We start from the raw sequence: 18922 nt of genomic DNA on the forward strand, positions 1-18922 counted from the left end.
GTATGAACACGTTTAATTTTCAACGCATATTGCCCGGCCGCGCGCTGGCTTCTTCACGTCAGACGAATGACCGCGTGCGGGCTTCTGACAAGCCGCGTCTGATCCTGCGACTGGCGGGGGATGACACGGATGTTGAATGGCTGATCGCGCACGGCCGTGAGGCACGCGTTGTAACGCAAGGGCAGGGCGGCGTAGCGCAATTGCGTGAGCTGCTGGCAGGGTATCCCGGTATTCACTCTGCCACCGTGCTGGTGCCGACGACCGCCGTGACGTTTCACTCGCTGACCATTGCCCGACAGGCCCGCCGCCAGCTACAGCAGGCGCTGCCGTTTATGCTGGAAGAGCGTCTGGCGGTTGATGTGGAAACCGTACACTGCGCCGTACTGGCATGGGAAGGCGATCGTGCTACGGTTGCTGTCGTCGCAAAGAGCAAGATGGCGCACTGGATAGCGCTGTGCGACGCGCTGGCCATCAAACCGGACATCATACTGCCGGATGTGATGGCACTGCCTCTGCCGATCTCTGGTCTCAGCGCACTCTGCCACCGCGATCTGTGGCTGTTTCGCCACACAACCGGTGAGGGTTTGGCGGCGGAGCAGAGCTGGCATGCCGCGTTGTTGGCCGCATTGCCACAGGCCAACCCCGATGACGAACCCGATGCAGCGGGGAATGACACTGACCAAGAGATGTCGGTTCTGCACGGTGACAGCTACAGCCATCCGGTACCTTCCGTTGGCATCTGGGCGTCTCAACCCGCCACACCGCTGCTGCAATTGGCTGCACAGGCACCGAGGCTGTCCGCTTTAGGGCTGGAACAGGGGGAATTCGCACCGGCGAGAGCATGGCGCAACGGCTGGAATGCCTGGCGCGGGGTGGCGGCGCTGGCTGGCTGCTATTTGCTGTTGCTGCTGGCGGATGCTGTCTGGCAGCATTACCAACTGTATCAACAAGCGACCTACTGGCAGCAAGAGAGTGTGCGTGTTTATCGCCAGATATTCCCCGCAGAAACCCAGGTGGTGAATCCTCGGGCGCAGATGCAACAGCATTTACAGCAGGCAGGCGGCGAGCGCGATACGCCGCGCCTGTTGCAATCAATGAACCGCTTACAGGCGCTGCTGGGCGAAAATCAGGATATACGCCTGAGCACGCTGGCCTATGACGGCAACCGGCGGGAGATTCGTCTGGCTTACAGCGCACCGGCTTATCCCGAACTGGAACAGTTCCAGCAACAGGCTGAAACCTATTACCAGATCCAACACGGTGAAATTCGCCAGAATGGCGCACGCGTGGAAGCACAGATGACGTTAAAGGGGCAGCCATGAGAAACGCCGTTATGACGCAGTGGCACCGCTATTGGCTCAGCATTACGCCGCGTGAGCGTCGGCTGCTGATGCTGGCGGGCAGCGCGTTGGCGCTGGCCGTCTGCTATTTCCTGCTGTGGCAACCCTGGCAGCAGCGCAGCGAGCAGTGGCAGCGCACCCTGGTCAGGGAGCAACAAACGGTCGCCTGGCTGCGCCAGCAAGCCCCGCGTATCGCACAGGCGGCAGCACCCTCGACATCAGCGACCGAGGAGTCGCGTCATGTCAGCTTGCCGGTGCTGATTTCGCAAAGCAGTAGCCGTTACGGCTTGAAAGCGGCACGGCTGCAACCGCAAGGTAATCAGGTAGCGGTGACGCTGGAGCGCAGTGATTTCACCTTGCTGATGCAGTGGTTGGGTGAGATGGAACAGTTGGGTGTGAGCGTGCTCCAGCTTGATGTGAATGCCGTGGACGGTGCGCCCGGCAGGGTTGATATCAGCAAACTGGTGATGGAGCGTGTTAATGAAAGCTAATGCTCTCCACACTGACGCAAACAAGGGGCTAGCGTTCAAAACGAAAGTGCTGGGTGCCCTGTTACTGATGCTGGGCTATCTGTTTTTCCTGGCGCTGGATGCCCCCGCGCGGCTGTTGACGCGATGGCTACCGCCGGATCTGGCGGTTAACGGTGTTAGCGGCACCGTCTGGCACGGGCAGGTTGATGTGGTTCGCTGGCGCGGTAGCAATGTGGGCGCGGTGAGCTGGGATGTCACCTTCTCTGACCTGATGCCCGCGCTGGCGCTGACGTTCGATAGCCCCGACGGGCCGCGCGGTAAAGGTGTGATCCGGGGCTGGCAGCAGGCGCAACTTTTCCAGTGGCAGGTGTCTGTTCCGGCGGCTTACGTGGTGAATAAATTGCCGCTGATTGTCCCGGTCAGCGCACAAGGGAACGTGCAGTTGCGACTGCAACAAGCGGTTATCGATCCGCGTGGATGCCAATCGCTGTCGGCAACGTTGAACTGGCAGGATGCTGCATTAGGCACGCCGCTTGGCACGGTTGCGCTGGCTCAGCCCCAGGTGCAGCTCAATTGCCACGAAGGGTGGTTGGAAATGGCGCTACGCCAGCAATCGCCTCACGTACAAATTACCGGCAAAGGAAGGCTGGCTGCCAGCGGGGAATACCAGTTTGATGGGCGGCTGGCGAGCGGTGATGCCATGCCGCAAGCGATTGGACGCATCTTGTCCACGCAGGGTAATGCCGATGCGCAAGGTGGCCGTTTGTTGCGTTTCCAGGGGCGTTTGGCGCTTTAACTGCGTACGAGTGCACAAGCTTGCATGTGCGGATGTTTTACCGGTTGTTGCTGCTTGTGGCGTGTGAAACCATAGCGCGCAAAGGCGATGCCAACCATTACGAGGATGATGATATGCGAGGCACGGCGTGGAACAACTGGTAGCGTTTTCGGAAGCGTATCCTCTGCTCTGGTGCAGCGCGCTTTTGGTATTGGGGCTGGTTATTGGTAGTTTTCTGAATGTGGTGATTCATCGCCTGCCTGTCATGTTGGAAATGCAGTGGCGCGATGACGCCGCGTTGAGCGCTGACGGCGATGTGCAGGTTGCGCAGGCTCGCTACGATCTGTGGTGGCCACGCTCTCACTGTCCGCGTTGCCACCAGCCGATTGCGCTGCGTTATAACGTGCCGGTGCTGGGGTGGCTGGTGCTGCGCGGGCGCAGTCGCTGCTGTCATCAGCCTATCGCCTGGCGCTATCCGCTGGTGGAAGCGGCAACCGGGCTGCTGTTTGTGGCAGCCGGCAGCCTGTGGCCGCCGGGGATATCGTTACTGGGGGCATTGACACTGCTTGCCTTTCTCATCGCGCTGGCGGCGATTGATGCCGAGACGTTGCTGCTGCCGGATGCTTTGACGCTGCCGCTGTTATGGCTCGGATTGTTCATCAATCTCAGTGACGCCTTTGTGCCACTGGAGAGTGCCGTTATTGGTGCCATGGCCGGATATCTTGCCCTCTGGGTAGTCTACTGGCTGTTTAAAACCCTGACGGGCAAAGATGCGTTGGGGGCGGGCGATTTCAAACTGCTGGCGGCACTCGGTGCCTGGCTTGGATGGCAAGCGCTGCCGCAACTGGTGCTGTTAGCGGCGCTGGGTGGCTTGGTGATGACCTGTCTGTGGCGATGGCGGCGCAGTGGCGATTTCGAGCAGCCGCTGGCGTTTGGCCCCTGGCTGGCGATAAGCGGCGGTATTCTGTTGTTTGTTCCCGGTTTCTCTTTCTGATTTTTCTTACCAACGACGCCAACAAAATGGGCTGAGTGATTCTTCACTCAGCCCTTATTCATTTCTTTTTTTCGATTTTATTTATTTATGCTGTTTGGTATCGAACTCGCGATGACCTGTCACTAAATCATCAGCATAAAAGTACCCGCCCACACCATCAGCATGAATGAGATACCCATAAAAAAATACTTCACTGATTGTCATCTCCAGCAAACATACGCCTGCAACGATTCCGATTGTGCGTCTTTTTGGAAAGCATTTACCCCTGCGAACCGACGCAGAGCGAGGGCCTTCCGTCTGTCATAAACAGGGCGCGCCCGTTATGATGGAATCGGCGCTAAATCTACGCCTGGTGGGGGTTGAATATCAATAGGGGGAAGGAGGAAAATGCAATAAATAGCATTAAAAAGCAGCCTGTTCGAAAGCGTCTTTAAGGGAAAAAAAGGCATGCGGTGGCGATTAATGCTACCAATAATTGCGGGGTTGACAGGAAAACGCGAGAAAGGGTGTCAACCCAGAAAAAGTATTCGAATTTACGCTTTGTTGTTCACTCATTTTCCCCCTCGATGCTTCTTATCCTCGTCGCGGATAATCGCGGCTCCAAATGGGCACTTTGCCTCTATAATGTGATCTGTCTCGCACTATTTGCTGCGAATCGGACATGAGTGCCGTGATAAAACACCAGACACAGTAGGGTTGCCTAAACCAGCCTTGAGGCCGGTTTCTGAGAAAGGAAAATGCTATGCCGAATCTATTCGAGCCCGTCGCTATCGGCGAACTGACGCTGCCTAACCGTATTGTGATGGCTCCGTTAACGCGCATGAAAGCCTTTAACGAAAGAACGCCTGGGCCGCTGATGCTGGAATACTACGTACAGCGCGCCAATGCAGGACTGATCATCAGTGAAGCCACCTCTATCTCAGCGCAGGGTGTAGGCTATCCGAATACGCCGGGTATCTGGTCTGATGAACAGATTGCCGGTTGGGCACGTATTACCGCCGGTGTGCACGCTGCCGGTGGGAAAATTGTCCTGCAACTGTGGCATGTCGGACGTATCTCCGATCCTGTCTACCTTGATGGGAAACTGCCGGTTGCGCCGAGTGCGATTGCACCGGAGGGCCACGTCGCTACGCTTCGCCCCTATAAGAACTACGAAGTACCACGCGCGCTGGAAACCAATGAGATCCCTGATATTGTTGAGGATTTCCGTCAGGCAGCCGCCAATGCCAAACGCGCTGGCTTTGACGGTGTGGAAATACACGCAGCCAATGGTTACTTGCTCGATCAGTTCCTGCACGATGGCTCAAACCAGCGGACGGACCGCTACGGTGGCAACATTGAAAACCGCGCACGTTTTCTGCTCGACGCGGTGGATGCGGTGCTCACCGTCTGGCCCGCTGGCCGAGTTGGCGTGCACCTAAACCTGATGTCCAATACGCACTCCATGAAGGATTCCGATCCGGCGGCGCTGTTTACCTATGTGGCCCAACAGCTGGATACACGGCGTTTGGCCTTTATCTTTGGCCGTGAAGATATTGCGGGTAGCACGCTTTATGGCCCGTTGGTGCGTAAGCATTTTTCCGGTGCCTATATTGCCAATGATGGTTTGACGCTAGCCTCGGCACAGGCGCTGTTGGATGAAGGCGGCGCAGATGCCGTGTCGTTTGGACGGTGGTACATCGCTAACCCCGATCTGGTGCAACGCTTACGCCTCGGTGCGCCGCTCAATGCGTTGAACGCACAAACGATTTATACCAGCGATCGAACAGGCTACACCGATTACCCCAGCCTGGATGACGATACCGCCAGCCCTCAGGAAGGCGCGTGATGGCGAGTATCAAATTAACGGTGAATCATCTGTATCAGCTACAAGGTGATGAAAAAAAACCGGCTCATGCGGTGGCACGCGTCTATGTAGGGGATACGCTACTGGCAACGGAACAGATAACGGGAATGACCGAGGACGCGGTAAGCAAATACCTGCACCATTCACTCCCTGAAGGACAAGCGGTGCGCGTAGAGTGGGATTGTGCGGGCGTCACGGCAATCAGCGCCGCTGAGGTGCATATGTGCCCCTGCTGTCACGCACAGGATTAACCGCATCACGTTATACGGCAGCCCGCGCGGACAAGGCAGATATCAGCGCGGGCCCTGAGCCGTCATGGATATTACACGTCGCTTCCGTTTTCCTTGCCGAGCAACTCTTGAATACGCTGATAGACTTCAGCGGCCGTAAGCCCGCTGTAAGATTCATTACTCTCAAAATTCAGTATCTCCTCGGGATCAACACCGTGCAGCACACCGATCAATGCAAGGTCTTGTTGAGAAATACGTTTTCCCGTCCGGGTATCAAACATCTCTGATTGACCATCAGGGTATTTGATCACTGAAACCAGCTTCCCGCCGAACAGAGGAATGCCTGTCATGCTCAGTGAATAGTCATTGCCCGCCGCAGCCTCTTCATCATCATTCTGATGCTCGGCCGGCTTTCTCTCAGCCGAATCGCCTCGGGCAGCGCGCGCCTTGTCAGAAGAGAGGGTCACCTTGGTGCTGTTGGCCGGAGAGAAGGTATCTGAAGGATCTGAGCCAGTAGATGACGATCCGGTTTTACTTTCAGTATTGACTGCCGCAACCGCATTGGGTGATTTGATCACATCAACGGTAGAGACGTTAGGTTGAAAAGTGGCGCCATGTAGATTTTGAGTCTGAATATCTGGAATAACCACAATATAACTCCTTTATATATTCATTACTGGCAGTATTTAATGCCAACACGTCACTTTGAAATAAAGCGAAAAAGATAAAAATGTCAGTAAAATATTTCTGACAAAACAGCCACTTAACATATTAATGTGCAATCTCAACGCGTTGGGCTTTGAGGCACGCGACGTCTGGCCCAGCAACCGCTGGTTATCGATGCTTTAGCCATTGCCCGCTACTGCATCGAGCTTATCTTTATGCGCACAGAACACAAACCCTTGAAGTCACTATCGGCCAAAAAAAGAGCTTTTTTAATACTTAAAATGAATAATAGATGATTTCCGTTATTCCGTACGGAAACTGTGGATGTGGCGCGTTTTTTGATAGTTGGCCAACGTTAATTGGCCACAACAATCAATACGGCGAAAACTAGCGCAATATGGAAAACCAGAGGCTCGCTGGCAGGTCAATCATTTAGTTTTGCGAGAAACATTGTTGCCCGCGTCCGCACTTAACTTGATGATATCCCACAGTGCCAGCGCGGTAATCAGCGCAATCAGGGCAAACCCGATGCGAAAACTGATTCCTGGTATGGCGGGCAGCATAAACGTCTCGCTGAGCCAGGCACCCGAGCGAATGCACAGCGCGCCGAGCGTGATACCGAGGCCATTAGCCAACTGCAACGAGGTGCTGAAAAGCGTGTTGGCTGAGCTCATTTCTTGCGCGGGAACATCAGCGAAGGCCAATGAACTGATTCCGGTGAATTGCATGGAACGAAACAGGCCGCCCAAAAACAGCACCACCAATGTGACCATTTGCGGTGTATCGGGGCTTAACAGTGCGCAGCCTAACAACGACAGTACGCACAGAATACCGTTACCGATCAGCAATTTTTTAAAGCCAAAATAGCGGATCAGCGGTGTTGTCGCGGGTTTCATCGCCAGGTTGCCGGCAAAAACTGCCAACACCAATGCGCCAGCGTGAAAGGCATCCATCCCAAATCCAACCTGAAACATCAGTGGCAGCAGGAAGGGAACGGAACTGATGGTGGCGCGTAAAACAAATCCTCCGCGCATGGTGATGCGGAAGGTGGGAACGCTCAATGCGTCGAGGCGAATCAGCGGTGTAGACGCGGTGCGCAGGTGTTTTATCGCCCAAAACAGGGCGAGTATGCCGGCAGCGATGACGGCAAAGGCATAAGCCGGGTGACTCTGCTGCTGGCTGAGCATTTCCAACCCGGAAACCAGGCACAGCATGGTGATCCCGGTGGAGAGAAAGCCCCGACCATCAAACGGCAGCTTCTCTGTCGGTTTCTGATTCGGCATTAAACGCAGTGCGATAATAATGGCGATAATCCCCAAGGGCACGTTGAGAAAAAAAATCCAGTGCCAACTGGCGTAGGAGGTGATGAACCCTCCCAACGGCGGCCCGATGATCGGTGCCACCAGTGCGGGCCAGGTGAGCGTGGCGATCGCCTTGATCAGTTGGTCTTTGGGCGTGGTTCTCAATACCACCAGACGACCCACTGGCACCATCATGGCACCGCCAATGCCTTGCACCACGCGTAACAACACAAACTGCGTTGCGGATTCCGCCAGGCCGCATAGCAATGATGAAAAGGTAAATATCGCCAAAGCCGCACTGAAAACGGTTCTGGCACCAAAACGCTCCGCAACCCAACCGCTGGCAGGAATCAGCGCCGCCAGCGTTAACAGATAAGCCGTAATACCAATATTAAGGTCAACGGCAGAAACGCCGAACGAGCGCGCCATATCGGGCAATGCGGTGGCGATCACCGTACCATCGAGAAACTCCATAAAGAAAGCGCTGGCTACCAACAGGGCGATACCTGAAATGGGCGCTGACGCGGGTTTGCTTTGCTGCTGCGCGGAATCAGATGCAGCCATAATTATTCCCCTGACGTGACAATAAAAAAAGATATTATTATTTAATGGTATAACAGCACTATAAAGGTGTTATACCACTATTGGTTCGAGGGGAAAACTGCAATTCCATAGCAGAGTTAGGGTTTTTGGTATGCAAACATTGCGCTGTCATGGTTGATTTGCATTGCGCAAATCATGGTCAAGCGAATGACGTGTAAGTGTATTTAACGCCGTGCTGTGAAAAATGCCATAGCCTCTTTTGCTGATGCTTGCGTTAAAGAGCCGGTCTTTACAATGGTGTCCACGTAATAAAGGGTATAACGGCCACAGTCATTGCCATTCAAGAGGTGCTGATGCCCGTGATGCTGTGCGGTGAGGATACCTTTTTTGTCCAACCCAAGACTTTCATGGTTGAGAAACTGCCTATTAAGGTGCTTGTCACCCTTATAAAAACCATCAATTAATCCTGCTTTAGGGTCATGCAGGGTTATTGTCTGGATTTTTCCCTCGTGAATATCGACCTCACATAGCACAAAGTGGCCGCGTAGCCCAAAGCATCCGAGCGGATTACTTTGTGCGATAGGCATTAAGGTTTTTACATTGCCCCTTGTAAATTCTTTTTTTATTTCTTCCAACAGTGCGGCGGCTGAATGGCCACCCGATCGTATTGCTTCATTGCTACGGTCGTCGAGTAGATCGTGGGCTGGTGCAGTTATCAGGTAGGTGGTGTCCTCGATCTGCCTGCTGCGATAGACGGTTTGCTCTACGGTGGTATATGTGGATGTCCCTTTCAAGTGTGTCCATCCCTCTTCTTTGCTAAACAGCGCATCCAACTGAAGATTAAGCTGTGAGCACGTGAGCTTTTCACCGTGGGTGTCTGTCAACACTCGGAATATTTCCACAATCCTGGCGCGGAAATCACCGAATTGAAAAGACAGGAGTGACTTCATGGCTTCCTTTATAAGCGTCGCACAAGGGGTTTGTGCTGAAGGGGGAGATATTGGGGATAGTAGGGGGATGGTATCGTTTGAAATGGGCAGTGGCATGTTTTTATATCTCACATAAGAGGTAAAGGCTGTACACAATGTTCTAGAGGGTAAGGCGATGGAGTGCCTTTATAAGGTAATAATGGCGCGGCAGGTGGTTGAGGGGAATAGGTAATAAACCCTATTCCAAATTCTGGAACAGGGTATTGGCTATTAACAGCTAATTATTTGGCGCTGGAAAGGGCGTTGATCGCTTCCCATGACAAATCGAGATAGTTGTTTTTCTGTAATTCTGTTAACCCGTACAAGCGTTCACGAACCATATCGAGATTATCTTTGGCGTGGAACAGATAAACCGCAATCAGGTAATCGTAGGTAAATTTGCCGAAACCGGTATCGCCGAAATAGGTCTGATAGGCCGCGTGAATTTCTGCTTTAAACAGATCCCACTCCTCTTCATTGATCATATTACAGGTGAAGCCCCACCGGACCAGCATGGCAGCACGTTGTAAATTGAAGGCGACGTAGGGAAGGGTAGTTTCGTGATGCTTTTCCAACTGTGTTTCTGTTACCGCCGAAAATTTATCCAGAATAGCCAGTGCTTCACCGTAGGCCGATGTGGCTTCCGGTCTGTTTTCTTCCGGTAAGGACTGAAGTAATTTGCCAATAAATTCGATCAATTCGCTGCGTTTTTCGATGTCATAGCTCAGCATCAGATAGTCGAACGCGGAATTATCAATAATGCCTTTTTTGTTGGGCTCTATGTTGACGTCGTAGGCCTCGCGGCTGTTGAGGTAGGATCTGGCATGATCGGCGCGGTTGTTTCTGGTATCACAGATATCCATCAACCCGGATAACTTCACCACCAGCGCATCGGCGTCATCTCTGAGCGGATAGCGAATGTTGGCGGCTATTCCGTTGGAAAATTGTGGGATACCATCCTTGAAACCATAGTTGGTCACAATATTCAGCAACAACCGAAGGATTACCCACGCTAAGGATGCACCCATTACCCACGGGAAATAGGTATGAATGCTGTCCAGGCGCGCACCCAGCATATGTTCGAGGTAGGGCAGAGAATAGTGCACGACCAGGAAAAAGATGGCGATTTTGCCAAGGCCGACAACCAGTTTTTTTATTATAGGTTTGTAGATATCAAACATAAAATTTCCTTATAAATGTGTATTGCACAACGCCATGGCATTGAACAGGTATTTTTTCCATTATGACCTGAACGAGTAAAACGGGAGGATGGCGCGTAAATATTTGGCGTGAATCTAACAATTTCATAGAGATAATTCAATGCCAGCGTGATAGCTTCTTTTTTTGCAATTTATTGTGCTGCGTAATTATTTAATCTGTTGCTATATTATTGTCTCAATATTTTATTTGTGGCGGATTTTCATGCTAAGCCGCTGAGATCTGCCCGGTTAAACAAACATTTTCTATGCAACCGCCGCCCCCGCGTTGCAGGTGTCACTCCCTCAGTGCAAAACAGGATTTCTTGATACCCCTTGCAATGCCAACCATTTTATGCGTTAATGACAGCGTCGGTTTGATAAGCAGACATGATCAACGCAGTTTACTAAAGCAGTTCTCACATCTAAGTGCTATCTAAGAGTTATCCTCGATACCCCTTCTTTTTGAGTTTCATCTTTACGCTCTGATTCCATCCTGTTCTCAAGCCCTGTTCGCCGAAAGGCTCATTAAGAAGGTAATAGATATGTCTAACAAAATGACTGGTTTAGTAAAATGGTTCAACGCAGACAAGGGTTTTGGCTTCATTTCCCCGACTGACGGTAGCAAAGATGTTTTTGTTCATTTTTCTGCTATTCAGAGCAACGAATTCCGTACTCTGGATGAAGGTCAGAAAGTTGAATTCTCAATTGAAAATGGCCCTAAAGGCCCAGCAGCCGCGAACGTGGTTGCGCTGTAAGTAAAGGATTGGTTCGTTATTTCTACATTATTTCTAAAATGTCCGTGTTGTCACGGTTCCCAATACCGAACGTCGCATTTTGACGTTTCACCGTGGAATCCGCATGGTGCGAAATGCATTTTTTGCAAAACCATTATGCAAGCGGAGAGCAACTGCTCCGTGCACGCAGGACAGCTAATAAAAACGCCAACATTATTGGCGCATTATTCTTGATAATTTCAGAATAAAAACCTCTGTATAAATAAAACCACACCTGGCGCGTCAATGCTAATTGACCGGGGTGTGGTTTTTTGCATTAGGAAGAGGGAGTTGCGGTTTTTCTGATACTTTATACCCGTTGTATGAAAAATTGCCTGTTGCCGCAAAATCGGCCGCCGGACGTGGAAACCTGTGTTTACTATCGACGATACCAGACGCGACATGCGTCTTTTTTGTATCGTAGCCTCGGCACATCCATACTTTACGAATCCTATTCGTAGCACAATGGTGGCTTAGGCGGGGCAGCCTTTGGGCTGGCCGGTTTCCGATAGTGCCGGTACTGCTAACCCTGTCTGGGCTACCACCAATTTAGAGATTAGCAGCTCTGGTGGTGGTGTTTTTCTTACGATCGGAGACTACCGTAATGGTTGCGACCTCTACCCAAACTCAGCCTGAATGTTGCTTTGCCATTCTGACACAACACTGTGCCGATCTGTTTTCAATTGGTGAGGCTCTGCTGACTGAGAGGGCATGTCATGTTTGATAACGCCCCTCTGGAACTGGAAGACCTTATCGATCAATGCCGCGCACTTGCTTATGCGCTGGTGGAGTTGGATCACCCAGAGGCTAAAGACATTCTTACCATTATTTTGTCTGAACGACTGGATTTTCTCTATCGCGCCTTTCACCTGACGCCAGAAGAGGGCAACTATCATTGACCCTCGCGCGTTAATCAGACAGCCAGGACTTTCATAAGCGGGTTGTTCTTCAATTGAATGGGGAAAAGGGCGTGACGGCCCTTTTTTATGCGGGCTGTTAATTTCTTCTTATTCATTTAGTATAAATATTTCTATATCCTATTTATGTATCAATACCCCCCCAAAAAATTAGAACTTATGATATATATCATGGATTTGTGTTAATTAATTTCATTGAAAGATTCAATTGCATGAGATCAAAAATGCATAGCCTAAGTTGAAATTTTTTAAATGATATTTTTATGATTTTTCTTAGGCTCATTATAAAAAATAATTAAAAACGGGGCGATTAATTAAAATAATTCATGGGTTATATTGTCATAAACATTTAATACTTGAATAAGCATCTGGTATGCATTTTTTGAATGTTCTTGGTGCTATATGTAAAATATAACACCAAGCATTAGATGCTAATCACATGCCAAGGTAGTTGGTATATAAATATGCAAAACCATATCTTGTTTTACTACCAACCATGTAAGGGGAAATTATTTTATTGGCGATAAGAATTTGCTTAAATTCTTCAAGTGTACCATTTCTAATAACTTCATCATCGCTATGATTCCTCTTAACTTCTTCTAATAACCTATCAAAAATATGTTCGGTAAGTACATTCTTTTTATAAATTGCATTTACTTTATTGTTAGATATATCTTGGCAGAAGTATTTAACAAATTCATTGCCACGCTCATTCCAAAGATCTTCTAAATAATTCACTACTGCATTTTTCCTTACTTGTTTACTTGTGCAATACGCTAACCCAATAATAGCACCTTGCCTATACCCTCTGTCTGATTCTTGATCTTCCTGTTCTTTAATTGCATTAGAAATCAAATCAATAAAAGGGCGTAAATTAACAGTTTTATCTGCGCTTTGTATGTTACGATACAAATCTTCATATGCTGTGCTTAGTCTCCCATTTTTTTTGGGTTTTGGATCTCCAAAAAAAGCATTTACAACAGGTTGAATAAGATATTTATCTAATGGTAGTTGATTATGTTCATTGTTTTTTGTTTTTAATTTTTTTCTTATTTGAGTAACAAGTTCATGGCTTGATAATGATTTTTTTAAAAACTCAAAAAAGTTTTCCTTTGAGTAACTGAAAACAATTTTTAAAAAATATGAAAAAATTTCATTTTGTGACCATTCCAAATTTATGGCTCTTGCGCTAAAAGAACTTTTATTTGTTAAATTACCTAATCGTTCATATAAATCTCGACGTAAAAAAAGCTTTGGTTGAATATATTCATAAGGAAACCGCATCGCTATTTTGACTAACGGTGATATGACATCATTCCACAAAAATGGTTTAACAATATTATCAAGTTGGTCGAATGTTAATATAAGTCGCTTATCCTTACCTTTTAGCTTATTATTTATTTCATTGAGTTCATCTTCGATTTCCGAGTAAATTTCATTATTTTGAATTAAATTAATGATTTTACTATGAACATCTAGTTTATCTAAGGAAATTATAAGATTTCGATTTTTACCACCATAATTACTTCTTGAACAAATAGCATTCCAAATAAAAAACATCCAGAATCTTTTTACAAAAAGCTCATCTTTTATATATTCATCAAAACCTAGGAACTCAAAATTATCCTTATCAAAATTAGTTACATTCAATACTTGATAAGATAAATGTTCTTTTTGAGCTTTGGATATAAGGGTATTAAAAAAACTTTCTTTTTTTAATGCTTTATAAAATGCAGTTTTACCAGTGCCTTTATCCCCTAGCAAAATATTTTTTTCTGGAATAAACAAATCTTCCATGCAAGGTCGAAAATAAAAGTATTTATTTAAATATTCATCAGTATAAGGAATATTCTCGGCATATAAATTTGGAAGTCTGCCTTTTAGATCATTTAATACCCTATCCTGAATAGAAATTGAAGGATGATTACAATTTTGATCAACTTCGTTTGTATTTTCTTGGTTTCTAACAGAAATGATTGGAGGGAGGTTTTGTTTTATAGCATCATCCTCTCTATGTAAATCATTTTCATTTTGAATGTTTTCTGATTGAGTGGTTATTTCAGATATGTACTTAAAAAACTTTTGATACTGAGTAGATCCATTTTCGCCATTTATAAAATCGTCAATATCGTCCTTATCTTCTAATGGAGTACCAATAAACTCTAATGTATTTTGTCGATCAAAATAAAAAACCTCAGCGTCAAATGACGAGATACCTTGTATTTGATTTGAAAAATTATTATATCTTTTGCTGAAATTACTACTGATTATTGAAAGAATAAAACAGGAGTTTATATTCATTTCATTAAGCGTTTTGGTTACATACTCAATCCCAGGTTGATTCTGAATATCATCACCTGCTAAAACTACAATATTTTTTGATATTTGAGCAAGTGCACCAAAAGTGTTATTAAAACCGGTTCTTGAGTCAATCAAAATCACATCTGGGTTATATTTCAAATCTATATCATTTATTAATTTATTAAATATATTAACTAGTTGCTTCCCTTGTAAATCAATTTTTGCCAGCCCTTCCAAATAGCTAACCAAATCCTCATTGCTCTTCAATATATTTCCTGCAGGCATCAAGTTAATGCTACCGGTTCCAGAATAGCTTTTCTCAATATCATAGACATAGTCATCTAAATCGACATCAGGCATAAATGCCTGATCATTCAAATATTCTACCAATCCATTTTTACAACTCTCTGATTGAGAGCTATTAAAAAAATTTATTAATCCAGGAGCTTCAAAGTCGCAATCAATGACAAAAACTTTTTTCCCTTTACGGGACAGATAGGTTGCTGTTAATGCTAATGATGTTGTACGTCCAACCCCGCCTTTGTAACTAAAAAAGGTAATGATATTATTATTTTTATTCACTGAATCCATAGCTAAGAGAGCACCAAGTGAACGCCTTAACCCATAGGATTTCTTGTTTCCTGAAAATAAATATGACCAATCATCTTCTAAAGATTGATGTTCAGTAATAAATGTAATGTGTACATTAGGATTGTCGAGCTCTTGCGATAATATAGATTTTAAATATAAAGAAGATACCTCATGGATTTGATCGCTGACGATGTATACATCGATACTTTGATTGATTTTTAATTCAATATAAAAATCTAAAATATTATTTTTTTCTAAATTTTCACTCAAGTCATCTTCAAGTCTGTCAATGAAGTAAATAGATTTTAACATAATTAAACCTTATTCGTTTTTTTTAGAAACTCAACTGTGTGTTCATAAAACTTAACTACATGATCATAATCTACGATTATATTTTGATATCTTATTTCAGGATTCCATTTTTTTATTAATATGTTAACACTTTTATTTTTGCTCATGTGCGGAAAATCGCCAATAAAAGAACTTAAAGTATTCTGAAGTATATCAAAATTGTGATTTTTTATGTCCCTCCTATAGTTTATTCCTCGCACATTGCAACCTGATTCATTTATTTCAGTCAATCTGTCATAATTACAAAGTTCGAATATTTTAAATTTCATAGAGCACTCAATAATATAACCAGATAGATAATACAAATTAAGAATAAGAAATTTAACCTCTTCAGTGTTGAATTTGCTTTCATCATACTGATCTATTTTTTCTTTTAGAACACGGCAAGCTTGATTATGTTTGTAAGCTGAGAATAAATATTCAGTATATCTCATGTAGTCTCCATTCTATTTTTATAAGAATTTTCAATTGAAATCATTAAAATAGTAAATAACTGAATCACTTTTTCGATATAGTAAATTATTATAGGAATTGAGATCAATCACTTTTAAATCAATATGTTAGATACATAATTCATAGGCTAAATTATTTTGATTAAGTGATTGTTTTTTATAATTAATTTGACCAATGATAGCATTGGAAGGTATAACATAAAAACAGAAAGCATTAGGTGTTCTAAGGGCCTGGAAAATCTCTTATCAGCTAACCTCATTGGCCTATCTCAAGCCCACGAGGATGATAAAACTTGTTATTAATCATTGCGTTATTTCATTGGCAATTGCATGGGCTCATTTTATATGTCATCTTGGGCGATTTCTAATATATGCCTTGTGTGCAAACTCAAACGGCATTGACAATGCTTTTACGATTAGCATCAAGAAAATCTGCCCACCATTGCAGCATCAGGCGGCGTTCATCCAGATGTTCAGCTTTATGAATGTAAGCAGCACGTACCGAATTGCGTTCTTGGTGGCTCATTTGGCGTTCAACGGCATCTCTTGACCATAACCCTGATTCAATCAGAGCACTACACGCCATTGTGCGGAATCCATGAGCGCAAACGTCTTTTTGGGTGTCATAACCCATAGCGCGTAATGCCTTGTTAATCGTGTTTTCACTGATAGGTTTGTCAGCATAGCTAAAACCCGTGAATACAAGTTCGTGATCGCCACTGATGGTTTCGATTTCCTTCAGAATAGTGATGGCCTGCTTGCTCAGGGGCACCAGATGGGGACTATTCATCTTTGATCCACGGTGTGAGAACTTCACATTTTTAAGGGGTTCTCGTTCCGCTGGTATCGTCCATAGTGCATTTTTAAAATCAATCTCTGACCAACGCGCAAATCTCAGTTCGCTGGAGTGGATAAACGTCAGCAAACACAATCTAACAGCCAATTGGGTAAGCCCTTTGCCTTTATATGCCTCTATACGTTCCATAAACTCGGCAATGCGTTCAAGGGGAAGGGCTGGACGATGAACACTTTTCGCAGTAGCTATGGCTCCCGCCAGATCATAGGCCGGGTTGTGGTCGATAAGAGCATTATGTACTGCATAGCGCATAATGGCGGTGATACGCTGTTGAAGTCGTGAAGCCAGTTCGAGATGCCCGGTTTTTTCGGAGTTTTTTACAGGCACCAATAAATCACGCGTTTTTAGGTCAGTAACGTTTCTCAGCCCGATGATTGGAAAAACATGAGTGGTTAAGCTGTTGAGTATCAGTGTGCGATGGCCTTGTGACCACGTTTTATTGCTGGAATGCCAGTTTCGTGCCACTGCCTCAAAAGTTAAAGCGCCACTCTCTTCAATTTTATTCGCTTTCTTCTTTTCGCTGGGATCAGTGCCATTAGCAATCAGTTTTCTTGCGTCGTCACGTCTCTCCCGTGCCTCTGCAAGAGATACGTCAGGATAGGCACCGAGTGCGAGCATCTTCTGTTTGCCAGAGAACCGGTATTGAAAGCGCCAATACTTCGAGCCATTTGGGTGAACAAGCAGATGCATACCAAACCCGTCAGTGAGCTTGATAGGCTTGTCGGAAGGCTTAGCAGACCACACTTTTACATCAGTTAGCGCCATCGGTTGCGCCTCCTGATGTGGGTACAACGCATACCGAGCTTACGACACCAACAGATATACCAACAAAGTAACGTTAATGTAGGGGGGAGTGACCTTTGGCGAACAATGAGTATTGGTTAACACATTGTTTTTAAGATGATTGGTGAGTATCGGTGGATGTTGCTGAACAGGCTTCTGGTGTCCCCAGCAGGAATCGAACCTGCAATTAGCCCTTAGGAGGGGCTCGTTATATCCATTTAACTATGGAGACTTCAGCGAGGACATTATACGCATTTTGGCTGTAAGCATAAGCACATGAATGCGCGTTTGCTTAATATCACGTCAATCGGTGGCAAAAAAGTGTGAAGAATGTGCGTGCTAAGGGCATTGGGACTGATGTACTGCGTCGTAAAAAGCTGCTTTCTCTGCCTGCTGATTCGGTAACACGTGCATAGATAAGCACTATTACGTTAGCTTTCCTCGATGAAGAGCAATAAAATGTTACACTAACAACGACTATTTCTTACCCGGGCGCGCTCTGCATCATCCATGCGTTAAGATCCGTCGGGGGACTATAAGGTTGTAACGTGGGCGAAACGCAATTTTATCAGGGAGAATCACTATGAATAACCGTTTGAGTGGGGTGGTGCTGGCCAGTGTCATGCTGGTTGGGTGCGCCAGCTCTTCGGATAAAACAACCCAAGGGCGTTCCGACCCACTTGAGGGATTCAACCGCACCATGTTCAACTTTAACTACAACGTGCTGGACCCTTATGTCGTCCGGCCGGTAGCCGTTGCCTGGCGTGACTATGTGCCGAAACCCGCGCGTAATGGGCTGAGTAATTTCTTCAGTAACCTGGAAGAGCCCGCCGCGATGGCAAACTATTTTGTGTCAGGCGATCCCTACAAGGCCATGATTCACTTTAACCGCTTCTTCCTGAACACCCTGTTGGGGATGGGCGGGTTATTCGATCTTGCCTCGGTGGCGAATCCGAAGCTGGCAAAAGAAGAGCCGCGCCGATTCGGCACTACGTTGGGAAGCTACGGCGTGGGCTATGGTCCGTATTTGGTATTGCCGGGCTATGGCAGCGCAACGCTGCGTGAAGACGGTGGCGGTATGGTTGATACGCTCTATCCGGTGCTGAGTTACCTGACGTTCTGGGCTTCTGCGGGTAAGTGGGTCGTGGAAGGGGTAGAGACGCGTGCACAACTGTTGGATTCGGATGGTCTGCTGAGAAACTCATCCGATCCTTATCTGCTGGTGCGCGAAGCCTACTTCCAACGGCATGATTTCCTGGCGCGCGGTGGCCGTCTGGCTCCACAAGTGAACCCGAACGCCGCAGCCATCGAAGATTCTCTTCAGGAGATCGATGCGCCTGATCCGGTTCCCGCAGCACCTGCCAAATAGCCCTTTCTCTGGCATCATACTCAAAAAGGCTCCCGGTGGAGCCTTTTGCTTTACGCGCATTCACCTGAAATAAAAAACTGCAATAATAAAAATAAGCAGTTGCTATCACTGCTTGTTAATCAATGATAATTGTATTGTTATTTTTTATTTAATTACAAAAATTTATTTTCACCGCCTTTGTAACAATAATGTTGTGC

The 18922-nt window shown here is 46.6% G+C and carries 19 protein-coding genes and 1 tRNA gene; 11 read left to right on the forward strand and 9 right to left on the reverse strand.

Annotated features, from left to right (window positions below; translation table 11 throughout):
- The first annotated feature begins 2 nt into the window (after nt 1–2).
- From gspL to J5067_RS14655, 4 genes are all read left to right on the forward strand, one after another.
- Nucleotides 3–1322 (forward strand): type II secretion system protein GspL, encoded by a 1320-nt coding sequence (gene gspL, locus J5067_RS14640; RefSeq protein ID WP_264651422.1) that lies wholly within the window; start codon nt 3–5, stop codon nt 1320–1322.
- Nucleotides 1319–1831 (forward strand): type II secretion system protein M, encoded by a 513-nt coding sequence (locus J5067_RS14645; protein ID WP_264643466.1) that lies wholly within the window; start codon nt 1319–1321, stop codon nt 1829–1831. The genes gspL and J5067_RS14645 overlap by 4 nt, the downstream gene beginning before the upstream one ends.
- The gene (locus J5067_RS14650; protein WP_264651423.1) at nt 1821–2606 is read left to right on the forward strand and encodes a type II secretion system protein N; all 786 of its coding nucleotides are present in this window, start codon (nt 1821–1823) and stop codon (nt 2604–2606) included. The genes J5067_RS14645 and J5067_RS14650 overlap by 11 nt, the downstream gene beginning before the upstream one ends.
- Before the next feature lie 127 nt (nt 2607–2733).
- Nucleotides 2734–3579 (forward strand): A24 family peptidase, encoded by an 846-nt coding sequence (locus J5067_RS14655; protein WP_264651424.1) that lies wholly within the window; start codon nt 2734–2736, stop codon nt 3577–3579.
- Nucleotides 3580–3701: 122 nt separating this feature from the next.
- Here the strand turns inward: J5067_RS14655 and ypdK are convergent, their stop codons facing one another.
- The gene (ypdK, locus tag J5067_RS14660; protein ID WP_195314225.1) at nt 3702–3773 is read right to left on the reverse strand and encodes a membrane protein YpdK; all 72 of its coding nucleotides are present in this window, start codon (nt 3771–3773) and stop codon (nt 3702–3704) included.
- A 548-nt stretch (nt 3774–4321) separates the two neighbouring features.
- Here ypdK and J5067_RS14665 point away from each other — a divergent pair.
- Together J5067_RS14665 and J5067_RS14670 are read left to right on the forward strand one after the other, a co-directional pair.
- A complete protein-coding gene (locus J5067_RS14665; protein WP_264651425.1) occupies nt 4322–5407 on the forward strand; it encodes an alkene reductase in 1086 nt (361 codons plus the stop codon).
- The gene (locus tag J5067_RS14670; RefSeq protein WP_264629357.1) at nt 5407–5676 is read left to right on the forward strand and encodes a hypothetical protein; all 270 of its coding nucleotides are present in this window, start codon (nt 5407–5409) and stop codon (nt 5674–5676) included. Before J5067_RS14665 ends, J5067_RS14670 begins: the two co-directional genes overlap by 1 nt.
- 71 nt (nt 5677–5747) lie before the next feature.
- On the opposite strand, the gene J5067_RS14675 is transcribed toward J5067_RS14670, so the two are convergent.
- The 4 genes from J5067_RS14675 to J5067_RS14690 all read right to left on the reverse strand — a co-directional run bounded on the left by J5067_RS14675 (nt 5748) and on the right by J5067_RS14690 (nt 10314).
- Nucleotides 5748–6305, reverse strand: coding sequence for a hypothetical protein (locus tag J5067_RS14675; RefSeq protein WP_264643461.1), 558 nt, complete (start codon nt 6303–6305; stop codon nt 5748–5750).
- A gap of 444 nt (nt 6306–6749) precedes the next feature.
- Entirely contained in the window at nt 6750–8186 is a 1437-nt protein-coding gene (locus J5067_RS14680) for an MFS transporter (RefSeq protein ID WP_264651426.1), read from the reverse strand.
- A gap of 203 nt (nt 8187–8389) precedes the next feature.
- Nucleotides 8390–9115: a hypothetical protein gene (locus J5067_RS14685; RefSeq protein WP_264643459.1), complete on the reverse strand. Its 726-nt coding sequence runs from the start codon at nt 9113–9115 to the stop codon at nt 8390–8392.
- Between the two features lie 260 nt (nt 9116–9375).
- Nucleotides 9376–10314, reverse strand: a complete 939-nt coding sequence (locus J5067_RS14690) for a DUF1266 domain-containing protein (RefSeq protein ID WP_264643458.1) — start codon at nt 10312–10314, stop codon at nt 9376–9378.
- Between the two features lie 560 nt (nt 10315–10874).
- On the opposite strand from J5067_RS14690, the gene cspG reads away from it, so the two are divergent.
- The 4 genes from cspG to J5067_RS14710 all read left to right on the forward strand — a co-directional run bounded on the left by cspG (nt 10875) and on the right by J5067_RS14710 (nt 12004).
- Nucleotides 10875–11087: a cold shock protein CspG gene (gene cspG, locus J5067_RS14695; protein WP_195314187.1), complete on the forward strand. Its 213-nt coding sequence runs from the start codon at nt 10875–10877 to the stop codon at nt 11085–11087.
- Between the two features lie 18 nt (nt 11088–11105).
- Nucleotides 11106–11300 (forward strand): cold-shock protein, encoded by a 195-nt coding sequence (locus J5067_RS14700; protein WP_264643776.1) that lies wholly within the window; start codon nt 11106–11108, stop codon nt 11298–11300.
- A 294-nt stretch (nt 11301–11594) separates the two neighbouring features.
- A complete protein-coding gene (locus J5067_RS14705; RefSeq protein ID WP_264651427.1) occupies nt 11595–11741 on the forward strand; it encodes an ash family protein in 147 nt (48 codons plus the stop codon).
- 80 nt (nt 11742–11821) lie between these two features.
- Nucleotides 11822–12004 (forward strand): hypothetical protein, encoded by a 183-nt coding sequence (locus J5067_RS14710; protein ID WP_264651428.1) that lies wholly within the window; start codon nt 11822–11824, stop codon nt 12002–12004.
- A 453-nt stretch (nt 12005–12457) separates the two neighbouring features.
- Here J5067_RS14710 and J5067_RS14715 read toward each other — a convergent pair whose 3' ends face one another.
- The 4 genes from J5067_RS14715 to J5067_RS14730 form a co-directional block, all read right to left on the reverse strand.
- Nucleotides 12458–15226, reverse strand: a complete 2769-nt coding sequence (locus tag J5067_RS14715; RefSeq protein WP_264651429.1) for an AAA family ATPase — start codon at nt 15224–15226, stop codon at nt 12458–12460.
- A 2-nt stretch (nt 15227–15228) separates the two neighbouring features.
- Nucleotides 15229–15699, reverse strand: a complete 471-nt coding sequence (locus J5067_RS14720) for a hypothetical protein (RefSeq protein WP_264627824.1) — start codon at nt 15697–15699, stop codon at nt 15229–15231.
- A 406-nt stretch (nt 15700–16105) separates the two neighbouring features.
- Nucleotides 16106–17338 (reverse strand): integrase arm-type DNA-binding domain-containing protein, encoded by a 1233-nt coding sequence (locus J5067_RS14725; RefSeq protein WP_264651430.1) that lies wholly within the window; start codon nt 17336–17338, stop codon nt 16106–16108.
- Nucleotides 17339–17513: 175 nt separating this feature from the next.
- Nucleotides 17514–17588 (reverse strand) — tRNA-Arg (locus J5067_RS14730).
- 351 nt (nt 17589–17939) lie between these two features.
- Between J5067_RS14730 and mlaA the strand changes: the two genes are divergently transcribed.
- Nucleotides 17940–18725 carry a phospholipid-binding lipoprotein MlaA gene (mlaA, locus tag J5067_RS14735; protein ID WP_264651431.1) on the forward strand — a complete coding sequence of 262 codons (786 nt, stop codon included), beginning with the start codon at nt 17940–17942 and terminating at the stop codon, nt 18723–18725.
- Nucleotides 18726–18922 lie beyond the last annotated feature (197 nt).

Source organism: Candidatus Symbiopectobacterium sp. NZEC151, from assembly GCF_025962655.1.
Taxonomy (GTDB): domain Bacteria; phylum Pseudomonadota; class Gammaproteobacteria; order Enterobacterales; family Enterobacteriaceae; genus Symbiopectobacterium.